The following is a 12,572-nucleotide window of genomic DNA, read 5'->3' on the forward strand; positions in this document are numbered from 1 at the left end:
TCCGCAGCAGTTGCCGGGCATATCCCGAACCGCTAATGTCGCCGCCTCTAGAATAAGGGGCAACCATGGGCTATTTATTGATCGTCGCACTGATCCAGGCGTTTTCCTTCAGCCTGATCGGTGAGTACCTGGCAGGTCATGTCGACAGCTATTTCGCGGTGTTGGCTCGGGTAGTGCTGGCCGGGCTGGTGTTCCTGCCGCTGACCCGCTGGCGTCAGGTCGAGCCGCGTTTCATGCGCTCGATGCTGCTGATCGGTGCTCTGCAATACGGCGTTACCTATGTGTGTCTGTACCTGAGCTTCAGGGTGCTGACCGTGCCGGAAGTGCTGCTGTTCACCATCCTCACACCCCTGCATGTGACCCTGATCGAGGATGCTCTGAACCGGCGCTTCAACCCTTGGGCGCTGGTGGCTGCCCTGGTGGCGGTGGCGGGTGCGGCGGTGATCCGTTTCGATCGCATCAGCCCGGACTTCTTCATGGGTTTTTTGCTGCTGCAACTGGCCAACCTCACCTATGCCGCCGGCCAGGTACTGTACCGTCACCTGATCGCCCGTAACCCCAGCGACCTGCCGCATTACCGGCGCTTTGGCTATTTTTACCTGGGTGCTTTGCTGGTGGTGTTACCGGCGTTTCTGGCGTTCGGCAACCGCCAGCACCTGCCCAGCACCGATGTGCAATGGCTGGTGCTGCTGTTCCTCGGTCTGTGCCCGACGGCGTTGGGCTTGTACTGGTGGAACAAGGGCGCGTGCCTGGTTTCCGGTGCGACCCTGGCGGTGATGAACAACCTGCACGTGCCGGTGGGACTGCTGCTCAATTTGCTGATCTGGAATCAGCACGAGCCCCTGGGCAGGTTGTTCATCGGCGGGGCGGTGATTCTGGTTTCGCTATGGCTCGGCCGTCTCGGCTGTCAGCGTCCGTTGCTGTTGGGGCAGGCCCGCCGGTAGCAGGCCGGCGCGCAGGTCATTGCCGCTTGGCTGCTGGTACAGGCTCAGGCCGAACTCCGGCATCACCGCCAGCAGGTAGTCGAAGATATCGCCCTGGATGCGCTCGTAGTCGCCCCATGCGGTGGTGCGGGTGAAGCAGTAGATCTCCAGCGGGATGCCCTGGGCGGTGGTCTGCATCTGGCGGACCATGCAGGTCATGTTCGGCTGGATTTCCGGGTGGCTCTTCAGGTAGGCCAGGGCATAAGCGCGGAAGGTGCCGATGTTGGTCATGCGCCGACGGTTGGCCGAGAGTTCGGCGACATTACCCTGAGCCTCGTTCCAGGCTTTGAGCTCGCTACGCTTGCGGGCGATGTAGTCGGTCAGCAGGTGAACCTGGCTCAGTCGCTGTTCTTCGTTGTCGGTCAAGAACCGTACACCGCCTGCGTCAATATACAGGCTGCGCTTGATCCGCCGCCCTCCTGACTGCTGCATGCCGCGCCAGTTCTTGAACGATTCGGACATCAGTCGCCAGGTAGGGATGGAGACGATGGTCTTATCGAAGTTCTGCACCTTGACTGTGTGCAGGGTGATATCCACCACGTCGCCGTCGGCGCCGACCTGGGGCATCTCGATCCAGTCGCCAACCCGCAGCATGTCGTTGCTGGTCAGCTGCACGCTGGCCACGAATGACAGCAGGGTGTCCTTGTACACCAACAGGATCACCGCCGACATGGCACCCAGGCCCGACAGCAGCAACAGCGGTGAGCGGTCGATCAGCGTGGCGACAATGATGATCGCGCCAAATACGTAGAGCACCATCTTCGCCAGTTGCACATAACCTTTGATCGAGCGGGTGCGCGCGTGTTCGGTGCGCGCGTAGATGTCCAGCAGGGCATCGAGCAGGGCACTGATGGCCAGCATCAGGAACAGAATGGTAAAGGCCAGCGCGACGTTGCCGAGGAAGTGCTGGCTGGGGGCATTGAGCTCCGGCACCAGTTTCAGGCCGAACTGCACCACCAGCGATGGCGTCATCTGTGCCAGGCGGTGGAAAACCTTGTTTTGCAGCAGGTCATTGACCCAGTGCAGTGCCGGCTGTCGGCCCAGCAGCTTGACGGCATGAAGCGTCAAGAAGCGTGCCACCCGGCCCAGCACCAGGGCGACGACCAGCAGAATGCTCAGCCCAAGGCCTGCGTGCAGCACAGGATGTTGATCAAGAGTGCCCCAGAGATCGAGGGCGTTTTGCCAGAACTGTTCAATAGCCATGCGGTAGTTGACGTGTCCGAAGTGAAAATGAGGGGTTATTAGAGCCCGGAACGGTGCATCAATGCCAAAAGAAATTCGGCGTAGGCGCTGGAAAACGTTACCCTATACGGCTGAATTTCTGCACATGCCCGAGGTACACCCGTGTTTTCCCAATTCGCCCTGCACGAACGCCTGCTCAAAGCCGTTGCTGCACTGAACTTCGAAGAGCCGACTCCGGTGCAGGCGGCCGCCATTCCCCTGGCTTTGCAGGGGCGTGACCTGCGAGTAACGGCGAAAACCGGTAGTGGCAAGACCGCAGCCTTCGTACTGCCGGTGCTCAACCGCCTGGTCGACCTCAAGCAAAAGCGTGTCGAGATCCGTGCGCTGGTACTGCTGCCAACCCGTGAGCTGGCCCAGCAAACCCTCAAGGAAATCGAGCGTTTCGCTCAGTTCACCTTCATCAAGGCCGGCATGATCACCGGCGGTGAAGACTTCAAGGAACAGGCCGCCATGCTGCGCAAGGTGCCGGATATCCTCGTCGGTACCCCGGGCCGTATGCTCGAGCAACTGAACGCCGGTAACCTCAAGCTTGAGCATGTGCAGGTGGTCGTTCTCGACGAAGCCGACCGCATGCTGGACATGGGCTTCTCCGAAGACGTCGAGCGCCTGTGCGGCGAGTGCCCGAGCCGCGAACAGACCCTGCTGTTCTCCGCCACCACCGGCGGTGCCGGCCTGCGCGACATGATCGGCAAAGTGCTCAAAGACCCGGAGCACCTGATGCTCAACACCGTCAGCCAGCTCAACGACGGTACTCGTCAGCAGATCATCACGGCCGACCACAACCAGCATAAAGAGCAGATCGTCCAGTGGCTGCTGGCCAACGAGACGTATCAGAAGGCGATCATCTTCACTAACACCCGGGTCATGGCCGACCGCATCTACGGTCATTTGGTGGCCAAGGACGTCAAAGCCTTCGTTCTGCATGGCGACAAGGACCAGAAAGACCGCAAGCTGGCCATCGAGCGCCTGAAGCAGGGCGGTGCCAAAGTGCTGGTGGCGACCGATGTCGCGGCGCGTGGCTTGGACGTTGACGGCCTGGACCTGGTGATCAACTTCGACATGCCGCGCAGCGGCGACGAATACGTGCACCGTATCGGTCGTACCGGTCGCGCCGGTAACGAAGGTCTGGCCGTTTCGCTGATCTGCCATGGCGACTGGAACCTGATGTCGAGCATCGAGCGTTACCTGAAGCAGAGCTTCGAGCGCCGTGTCATCAAGGAAGTCAAAGGCACCTACAGCGGACCGAAAAAGGTCAAGGCCTCGGGCAAGGCTGCTGGCGTGAAGAAGAAAAAGACCGACAAGAAGGGCGACAAGAAGGTCGTGGCCAAGCGCAAGCCGACTGCCAAGCCGAAGCCTAATGCACCGTTGGCCAGTGCCGACGGTCTGGCGCCGCTCAAGCGTCGCAAGCCGGCTCCGGCTGCTGAGTAAAGCCATTTATCAGCTCTCACAGGCTTGAGTGTGCACCTGTGGGAGCGGGCTTGCCCCGCGATAGCTCAAACCTACTTCAAATTGCCCGAGGGCAACACAAGGCTGGCAATGAGCACCTGCAGCCGCTGATAATCGGCGCTGGATCCACAGCTGCCGAGACTCTGCCATGCCGTTAACCGATAGCGGGTGCCCGCAATGAGCGCCACCCGTCGCAATACCGATGCCTTTGCCCTGCAAGTAATGCTGGTGCTGTGCCTGATCTGGGGCATCCAGCAGGTAATGATCAAGTTGGCCGCGCCAGACATTGCTCCGGTGATGCAACAGGCCCTGCGTTCGGGAATGGCGGCGGTATTGGTCGGCCTGCTGATCTGCTTTCGTGGCGGTTGGGATCAGGTGGCGCACACCTGGCGCGGCGGTCTGCTGGCCGGCGCGCTGTTTGGGGTGGAGTTTCTGTTCATCGCCGAAGGCCTGAAGCTGACCTCGGCGGCGCACATGTCGGTGTTCCTCTACACTGCGCCGGTGTTCACTGCCCTGGGCCTGCATTGGTTGCTGCCGAGTGAACGCCTGCGGCCTCTGCAATGGCTGGGTATCGTCCTGGCTTTTGGCGGTATTGCCTATGCCTTCGCCGGCGGCGTGTCGTTGTCAGACCTGGACGGGCGCATGCTGCTGGGCGATGCCTTCGGCGTACTGGCAGGTCTGGCCTGGGGCGCGACCACGGTGGTAGTACGCGCTTCCCGGCTGTCAGAGGCACCTGCGACCCTGACCTTGTTTTATCAACTGGCGGTCGGTTTCGTCGGCCTGTTGTTGATCGCCGTCCTCAGCGGTCAGGTCGCCCAGGTGCACTTTACCCCGCTGGCTATTGGCAGCCTGTTGTTCCAGGGGCTGATCGTGTCGTTCTTCAGTTACCTGACCTGGTTCTGGTTACTGCGCCGCTACCTGGCGTCGAACCTGGCAGTATTTTCCTTCATTACCCCGTTGTTCGGGGTGACCTTTGGCGTGCTGTTGTTGGGTGAGCCGCTGAGCCTGAACTTCGTGCTCGGGGCCATCATGGTTCTGCTCGGCGTAACGCTGGTCAGTGCTGAGCAGTGGGTGCGCCGACGTTTGCGCAGTCTGCTTGGCTAAGTTGCGGCCGCCAGAGCAGTGTGAAGTTGAGTGCCTGGATCGATTTGCAACAAGGGGAAACAGTTGCCTGGGCTACTGAGGTGGCGGTCAGTGCTTGATTAAGATCAAACTCGACCCAAGTTGTAGTCCTGGAGCATGCGCAATAGGAAACATAGGGCTATGATCTGTATGAAGCATCGCAGGATTGAAACGCCGTGCAGGCTGACCCGTGAGGGGGAGTTATGAGAAATATTCTGTTCAACTGGCTTCATGACCTGGCTGCGGCTCTGGGCTTGATTCCACCGCCGTTGCAGCCGGTGCCGATCCCTACCGATGAGGAGCAGCGCAAGCGCCAGCCGCGTCGCTAGGCGCCTGGCCCGGGCCGCCGCATCACGCAGATGCGACGGCCGTCGTTGGCCTGGATCAGGCCAGGTTTACCGCACCCACCGGACGGCGGGACATCACACTTACCACCACAAAGCTGACCAGCGCGACCGCCAGGCTGTAGTAGATCGGCGTGTTGGCATCCATCCCGTCTTTGATCATGAACGCCAGGGCAGTGACAAAGCCCAAGGCCATGCTGGTGATTGCACCGGCAGTGCTTGCGCGCTTCCAGAAGATCGCACCGATCAGTGGCACCAGCATGCCGCCGACCAACAGGTTGTAGGCTAGGGTCAGGGCACTGATCACGTCTTCGACCACCAGGGCGATACCCAGTACGGCAATACCGGTGAGCAGGGTGAACAGGCGGTTGATGGCCAGGCTCGACTGCTTGCCACCGCGCAGCTTGGGCAGCAGGTCTTCGGTCAGCACGGTCGAGGCTGCCAGCAGGCCGGCACTGGCGGTGGACATCATCGCTGCCAGCGCGGCGGCAATCACCAGACCGCGGATGCCATCAGGCAGGGCGGATTTGACGATGGCGGCAAAGGCATTGTTGGCGTTGCCCAGATCCGGCAGCAGCACATGGGCAGCCATGCCGATCACCGCACACACCAGACCGTAGATCACACAATAGACACCGGCAACGGTGCCGGCGCGTTGGGCGACCTTCTCGTCACGGGCGGTGAACACTCGCTGCCAGATATCCTGACCGATAAGGATGCCGAAAAAGTAGATCAGGAAGTAGGTGATGATGGTGTCCCAGCCGATGGTGGTCAGGCTGAAGCTGGCACTCGGCAGCTTGGCGACCAGCTCATCCCAACCGCCCACGCGGTACAGGCAGATCGGCAGCAGGACGAACATCAGGCCAACGGTCTTGATCACGAACTGGACGATGTCGGTCAGGGTCAGCGACCACATGCCGCCGATGGTGGAGTACACCACAACCACACCGCCGCCGAGCAGAATCGCGGCCCAGAACTGCATATCGAACAGCACTTGCAGAACGGTACCGATGGCCAGGCTCGAGGTCACGGCGATCATCAGTGCATAGGCAAGCATGATCACGGCGCTGGCCTGACGGGCCATGGGGTTGTAGCGCTGCTCCAGCACCTGGGTCACGGTGAAGATTTTCAGGCGCAGCAGGGGCTTGGCCAGGAACAGGTTCAGGGCAATGATGCCCAGGCCCAGGGCCGCACACAGCCAGAAGCCCGAGATACCGTGGACGTAACCCAGTTTCACGGTACCTACTGTCGAGGCGCCGCCGAGCACGGTGGCTGCCATGGTGCCCATGTACAGGCTGGGGCCGAGGTTGCGTCCGGCCACCAGGTAATCTTCGTGGGTTTTTGCTTTGCGCATGCCATACCAGCCGAGCCCGAGCATGCCGGCCGCGTAGATCAAGACAACGAATAAGTCTAAGGCCATGGGTGTCTCCGATTATCTTTATTATGGTGAGATCGATCCTGACGCCAGGCAAGCCCGACGCCGGTCATTCGTCTACTTTGCCGGCCGCCTGGGCGATCCGGCGATCATGGCTCCTGCCTCGTTGTAGCTCCTGGTGCCTGTCGGTCAGCGGCGAGCAACGCCCGGCAAGACACAGAGCATTTCGTAGAGCAGGTTGGCACCGAGCAAGGAGGTGTTGCCGGTGGTGTCGTAAGGTGGCGAGACCTCCACCAGGTCGCAGCCAATCAGGTCAAGGCCCTGGCAACCACGGATGATTTCCATGGCCTGGATGGTGGTCAGACCGCCGATTTCCGGGGTGCCGGTGCCTGGGGCCCAGGCGGGATCGATGCCGTCGATGTCGAAGCTCAGGTACACCGGGCCGCCGCCGACTTTCTCGCGCACTTCAGCCATCAAGGGTTCCAGTGATTTGTGCCAGCATTCTTCGGCCTGGACGACACGGAAGCCTTGTTTGCGGCTCCAGTTGAAGTCTTCGGCGGTATAGCCCTGGGCGCGCAAGCCGATCTGGACCACGCGGTCGCAATCGAGCAGACCTTCTTCCACGGCGCGGCGGAAGGTGGTGCCGTGGGCGATCTTCTCGCCGAACATGTGATCGTTGACGTCAGCGTGGGCATCGATGTGCACCAGGCCTACCTTGCCATGCTTCTTGTGGATCGCCCGCAGGATCGGCAGGGTGATGGTGTGGTCGCCACCCATGGTCATGGGGATGACATTGTGTTCGAGGATTTCGTCGTAGGCTTCTTCAATGATGCGCACAGCTTCAAGCAGGTTGAAGGTGTTGATCGCCACATCACCGATATCGGCTACCGACATCGAATCGAAGGGTGCAGCGCCAGTGGCCATGTTGTAAGGGCGGATCATTACCGACTCGGCACGGATCTGCCGTGGGCCGAAACGGGTGCCGGAGCGCAGCGAAGTACCGATGTCCAGCGGGATGCCGATGAAGGCGGCATCAAGGCCTTCGGCGCTTTGCAGGTGAGGGAGACGGAGCATGGTGGCGATGCCGCCGAAACGCGGCATTTCGTTGCCGCCCAGTGGTTGGTGCAGAATCTTGTCCACGGTCGGGCCTCATTGATTCGATTGTTTTAGTTGTTGGAACCTGTCTTGCGGGGCGGCTAGTAACCCTGAAGTGCTGGCAAGCAGGTGCATTGCGGCAGAGTCTGCAAAAGGTAGTGGGCAAAAAGAATCGCTACGGGCAAATACTTAGTTCAGGTTTTTCTAAACTATCGGCGGGAATCTGGTTAGACTTCTGCCATTCGCTGTCTTTTTGGACCCTGTAAGCCATGGCTTGTGCACTGCCTGACCTGAAACTCCTGCGCATTTTCGTCAGCGTCGTACGCCATCAGGGGTTCGCCAACGCCCAGCGCGAACTCAATCTTTCGACCTCTGCCATCAGCACCTACATGAGCCAGTTGGAAGCGGCGCTGGGCATCGTCCTGTGTCACCGCGGGCGGGGGGGCTTCAGCCTGACCAGCAAGGGCGAACTGTTCCATCAGGAAACCCTGCGCCTGCTGGCCGAAATGGACGGCTTCGAGCAATACGCCGCAGCGCTCAAGGGCGAGTTGCGCGGCACCCTGAATCTTGGGGTAATCGACTCGACCGTAGGCGATCGTGCGCTGCCGCTGGCCGAAGCCATTGGCGCCTACAGCCAGGAACATCCGGCGGTGCACCTGCATCTGTCGGTATCCAGCCCCTACGAGTTGCAGTTGGGGGTGCAGGATAACCGCCTGGACCTTGCCATCGGTGCGTTCTCGACACGTATGAGTGGGCTGGTCTATCAACCGCTGTATCGTGAGCAGCACTGGTTGTACTGCAGTAACCGCCATCCGCTGTTTCACGAGCGACGCATTCCTGAACAGGTCATCACCCAACAGCGCATGGTCGGGCGCGGCTACTGGAGTCAGGCGGAACTGGCCCGACACGGTTTCAAACACAGTGCGGCGACGGTGGAAAGCATGGAGGCGCAACTGATTCTGGTGTTGTCCGGGGCCTATATCGGTTACCTGCCGGAACACTATGCCCAGGCTTGGGCCGACAAGGGCGATTTGCGCGTGTTATCACCAGCGACCTTCGGTTATCAGGCGCCGTTTTCCATGATCATTCGTCGCGGACGCAGCCGCGAACCTTTGATTCAGACCTTCCGCGATTTGCTCAAGGCGCAGCTCACGCCGGCCTGACCGAAATGACCTGTGAAAAATTCAAATCAAACCGGAAATTTTCTAAGTAAGCGAACTACTTTCCAGCAAACGCTCTGCTAAACCTGTACTGCGTTGATGTCATTTTCCCATCATCCATCGGCAGGTATCGCACAGATGCGCATGAATTTGCCCGTCACTGAGCACGAAAGAACCTTCCCCAGCGAACAACGACTGATTTCTACCACCGATCTCAACAGCCGTATCACCTATTGTAACGACGCCTTTGTCGCCATCAGCGGTTTCACCTACGAAGAATTGCTCGATCAGCCGCATAACCTGGTACGCCATCCGGATATGCCGCCTGCGGTGTTCAGTCATATGTGGGAAACCATCAAGCAAGGCAAGCCGTGGATGGGCGTTGTCAAGAACCGCGCCAAAAACGGTGACTTCTATTGGGTCAGTGCCTATGTGACGGCGATCTACGAGAATGGTCGGATCAGTGGCTACGAATCGGTGCGCTCAGTGCCGAGCCGCGAGCAGGTCCGTCGTGCCACCGCGCTGTATGCACGCTTGCATCAGGGGCGAGCAGCTGTGCCGTGGGCTGCGCGTGTAGGTGAGGTGGTTGAGCATGGTTGGCCGTTGCTCGGCGCCGGTCTGCTTTCAGCGGCAGGTTACCTTTGGCTACCACAATACGCGGCGCTTGGCGTGCTGATGAGCAGCCTGCTCAGCGCCTGGTACCTGATCGAATCGCGGCAGAACCGAGTGATCAAGCGAACCCTGGCCGAGCATCCGAAAGCGTTCACCAGCCCGCTTGTAGCCCTGACCTACAGCGACAACAAAGGTTTGCAAGGGCAACTGGACCTGGCCATCCTCAGCGAGGAAGCGCGGCTGCAGACCGCGCTGACCCGCTTGGTCGACGCAGGTGTCGGGGTCAAGGCGCGGGCTGCACAATCCTCGGACCTGTCCGGTGCCCAGGCGCAGATGCTCGACCGCCAGCGCAGCGAAACCGACCAGTCGGCCACGGCTATCGCGCAGATGGCTGCGACCATCCAGGAGGTCACCCACAACGTACAAAATACTGCCTCGGCCGCTGCGGACGTCGATCAGTTGGCTCAGCAGGGGAGTGACCTGGCACAGCAAAGCCTGCGGGCCATGGGTAGCATGAGTGATGCGGTCAATGACATTGGTCAGGCGGTCAACGCCCTGGCCGAACAGACTCAGTCCATTGGCAGTGTGGTGGATGTGATCACATCAATCGCCGAACAGACCAATCTGCTTGCTCTGAACGCAGCGATTGAAGCAGCGCGGGCCGGTGAACAGGGGCGCGGATTTGCTGTGGTGGCTGACGAAGTTCGATCGTTGGCCCAGCGCACCCGCACCTCCACCGAGGAAATCCACCAGATCATCGCTTCGCTGCGTGACGGCGCACAGCGTGCGGTATCTTCGGCGAGCAAGGGCGAGCAGATCTCCAGAGACAGCGTGCAACGTGTCGAAGCGGTGCAGTCGGCACTGGTGGGGATCACTCAGGCGGTTAGCCGTATTACTGGCATGAGTCAGCAGATGGCCACGGCGTCTGCACAGCAAAGCAATGTCGCTGAAGATATCAATCAGCAGATCACCCGCATTGCCCAGCTCTGCGATCACAGCGCCGGACAGGCCAAGCAGGGCGCCGAGATCAGTCAGGACCTGGAGCGCATGGCCGAGTACCTGCACAGCCTGGCTGAACGTTTCAACCGCTGACGTCTTTCGTCTCACCCACAGGGAAGTGGGCTTTTTCCGGGACTGCTGTGGCACACTTTGCCCGCCCAGGAGAACCCGATGTCCAGAATCCAGTGCGAGCGCTGCCTGCGCCCACAAGCCCATTGCCTTTGCCCCTTGATCCCGTCTCTCGATAGCCGCACCCGTGTACTGGTGTTGCAGCATCCGAGCGAGGTGCGCCATGCCCTCAATACCGCGAAACTGGCGGCGTTGGGCCTGCGTAATAGCCAACTGCGGGTAGGTGAGGTGTTTGAGGATCTGGCTGCGCTGATCGAGGCGCCGGGGTATCGCAGTGCGTTGCTGTTTCCTGGCGATCAGGCTCAGCCTCTGGCTGCCTATGCCGGTGAGCAGGATCAGCGCCCGTGGCTACTGGTGGTGCCCGATGGCACCTGGCGCAAGGCGAGCAAGCTGCTGCACCTGAACCCGCTGCTGGCCACCTTGCCGCGGGTAACGCTGGCCCAAGTGCAGCCTTCGCGCTACCGCTTGCGCAAAGCGCCCGCTGATGGCGCGCTGTCGACCCTGGAGGCGGTGGTGCAGGCGTTGAATGTGCTGGAGGCGCCGGTATGTTTCGATGCGTTGCTTAAACCATTTGAGGCTTTGATCGAAGGGCAGATCGAGGCGATGGGGCGCGAGACGTACGAGCGTAATCATTTGCGTTGATTATCGCGTGGCAAGCCCGCAGAGAACCCCCTCCGGTGGGAGCGGGCTTGCCACGCGATGCTCAACGCTCGCGCATGGCCTCTGTCCGCGCTTTGAGCACCGGTTTAAGCAGGTAATCCAGCACACTCTTGTGCCCGGTGATGATATCCACTGTGGCAGTCATCCCGGGGATGATCAGCAAAGGTTTGTTATCGCCACCAAGGTGGTTTTTGTCGGTGCGCACCTGGATCAGGTAGAACGAATTGCCCTTGTCATCGGTGACGGTGTCGGCGCTGATCAATTCCAGTTTGGCCTTGAGGCCGCCGTAGATGGTGTAGTCGTAGGCGCTGAACTTGACCATTGCCGACTGCCCCGGGTGCAGGAAGGCAACGTCCTGCGGGCGCACCTTGGCTTCGATCAGCAGGTTGTCTTCCAGTGGTACGATCTCCAGTAGATCGCTGCCCGGCTGGACCACGCCACCGATGGTGTTGACCTTGAGCAGCTTGATAATGCCATGCACCGGCGATACCACGGTGGTGCGCGTGACCCGGTCATCGATGGCGATGCTCGACGCGGTGATCTTCGACAGGTCGGTGCGTTTTTCGTTGAGCTCCTTGGCCGCCTCCGAACGGAAACCGGCTTCCGACTCCTCGATCTTGCTTTTTATTTCCGCCACCGCCGCCTCTGCACGGGGAATGGCCAGCGTAGTGGCATTCAGCGAACCACGGGCTTCTACGGTGCTGCGCTTGAGGCGCAAGATCTCCACGGGGGAAATCGCGCCGGTGCCCACCAGCGGTGTCGACATATTCAGTTCTTGCTGCAGCAGGCCCAGCGCTGAGCGGTACTGCTCGGCCTTGGAGCGAAACTCGGCCAGCTCCTGGGTCTTCTGCCGCAGTTGTTCGTTGAGGGTCTGTTTCTCGCTGCTCAGGCGACGTTGCCGGGACTGATACAACGACAACTCGTCCTCGGCCACCTGTGGTGCTTTGTTGCGCACTTCTTCAGAGACTTCGAAGGGGCGACCTTCGGCTTCGGCCGACAGACGTTCGACCTGGGCGGTGAGGGCATAGCGATCCGCTTCGCTCTCGCCTTTGTTGGACAGAAAGCGGGTGTCGTCCAGGCGCAGCAAGGTATCGCCCTTGTTGACCATTTGCCCTTCGCGAACAAAGATCTCGGTGACGATGCCGCCTTCCAGGTTCTGGATCACCTGCACCTTGCTCGACGGGATCGCCTTGCCTTCACCCATGGTCACTTCGTCCAGCACTGCAAACCAGGCCCACAGCACGGCTACCAGCAACAAGGCGGCAGCCAGCCACACGGTGATGCGCGACAAGCGTGGCGAGTCCTGTAACGTGGCGCCGGCCACATCCGGCATGTAGTCGCGTTCGGCAGTTTTGCCGAAACTCTGGAGGTAACTGCGCAGGCCTTGGCTGATGGACATGACGAG

The 12,572-nt window shown here is 60.5% G+C and carries 11 protein-coding genes; 7 read left to right on the plus strand and 4 right to left on the minus strand.

The genetic code is table 11. From position 1 onward, the window contains the following. Positions 1-65 precede the first annotated feature (65 nt). Positions 66-944 carry a carboxylate/amino acid/amine transporter gene (locus C6382_RS17950; protein ID WP_107025707.1) on the plus strand — a complete coding sequence of 293 codons (879 nt, stop codon included), beginning with the start codon at positions 66-68 and terminating at the stop codon, positions 942-944. On the opposite strand, the gene C6382_RS17955 is transcribed toward C6382_RS17950, so the two are convergent. Further along, positions 885-2,186: a mechanosensitive ion channel family protein gene (locus C6382_RS17955; protein ID WP_107025708.1), complete on the minus strand. Its 1,302-nt coding sequence runs from the start codon at positions 2,184-2,186 to the stop codon at positions 885-887. The two genes, C6382_RS17950 and C6382_RS17955, sit on opposite strands and share 60 nt — an antisense overlap. Positions 2,187-2,327: 141 nt before the next feature. Here C6382_RS17955 and C6382_RS17960 point away from each other — a divergent pair, with 141 nt between their 5' ends. The 3 genes from C6382_RS17960 to C6382_RS24415 all read left to right on the plus strand — a co-directional run bounded on the left by C6382_RS17960 (position 2,328) and on the right by C6382_RS24415 (position 5,122). Further along, positions 2,328-3,653, plus strand: a complete 1,326-nt coding sequence (locus C6382_RS17960) for a DEAD/DEAH box helicase (RefSeq protein WP_107025709.1) — start codon at positions 2,328-2,330, stop codon at positions 3,651-3,653. A 195-nt stretch (positions 3,654-3,848) separates the two neighbouring features. Then, complete coding sequence (locus tag C6382_RS17965; RefSeq protein WP_107025710.1) at positions 3,849-4,775, plus strand: DMT family transporter; 927 nt, start codon at positions 3,849-3,851, stop codon at positions 4,773-4,775. A 221-nt stretch (positions 4,776-4,996) separates the two neighbouring features. Then, positions 4,997-5,122, plus strand: coding sequence for a PA1414 family protein (locus C6382_RS24415; protein WP_256589133.1), 126 nt, complete (start codon positions 4,997-4,999; stop codon positions 5,120-5,122). 55 nt (positions 5,123-5,177) lie between these two features. Here C6382_RS24415 and C6382_RS17970 read toward each other — a convergent pair whose 3' ends face one another. Both C6382_RS17970 and speB read right to left on the minus strand, forming a co-directional pair. Continuing rightward, entirely contained in the window at positions 5,178-6,557 is a 1,380-nt protein-coding gene (locus C6382_RS17970; RefSeq protein ID WP_107025711.1) for a sodium:solute symporter, read from the minus strand. Positions 6,558-6,701: 144 nt separating this feature from the next. Continuing rightward, positions 6,702-7,652, minus strand: coding sequence for an agmatinase (gene speB, locus C6382_RS17975; protein ID WP_028943195.1), 951 nt, complete (start codon positions 7,650-7,652; stop codon positions 6,702-6,704). Positions 7,653-7,876: 224 nt separating this feature from the next. Here speB and C6382_RS17980 point away from each other — a divergent pair, with 224 nt between their 5' ends. From C6382_RS17980 to C6382_RS17990, 3 genes are all read left to right on the plus strand, one after another. Next, positions 7,877-8,770 (plus strand): LysR family transcriptional regulator, encoded by an 894-nt coding sequence (locus C6382_RS17980; protein ID WP_107025712.1) that lies wholly within the window; start codon positions 7,877-7,879, stop codon positions 8,768-8,770. A 135-nt stretch (positions 8,771-8,905) separates the two neighbouring features. Beyond that, complete coding sequence (locus C6382_RS17985) at positions 8,906-10,471, plus strand: PAS domain-containing methyl-accepting chemotaxis protein (RefSeq protein WP_107025713.1); 1,566 nt, start codon at positions 8,906-8,908, stop codon at positions 10,469-10,471. Between the two features lie 78 nt (positions 10,472-10,549). Further along, positions 10,550-11,149 carry a tRNA-uridine aminocarboxypropyltransferase gene (locus C6382_RS17990; RefSeq protein WP_107025714.1) on the plus strand — a complete coding sequence of 200 codons (600 nt, stop codon included), beginning with the start codon at positions 10,550-10,552 and terminating at the stop codon, positions 11,147-11,149. A 61-nt stretch (positions 11,150-11,210) separates the two neighbouring features. Here C6382_RS17990 and C6382_RS17995 read toward each other — a convergent pair whose 3' ends face one another. After that, entirely contained in the window at positions 11,211-12,566 is a 1,356-nt protein-coding gene (locus C6382_RS17995; RefSeq protein ID WP_107025715.1) for an HlyD family type I secretion periplasmic adaptor subunit, read from the minus strand. Positions 12,567-12,572: the final 6 nt, after the last annotated feature.

The organism is Pseudomonas sp. BBP2017 (assembly GCF_003024385.1).
Taxonomy (GTDB): Bacteria; Pseudomonadota; Gammaproteobacteria; order Pseudomonadales; family Pseudomonadaceae; genus Aquipseudomonas.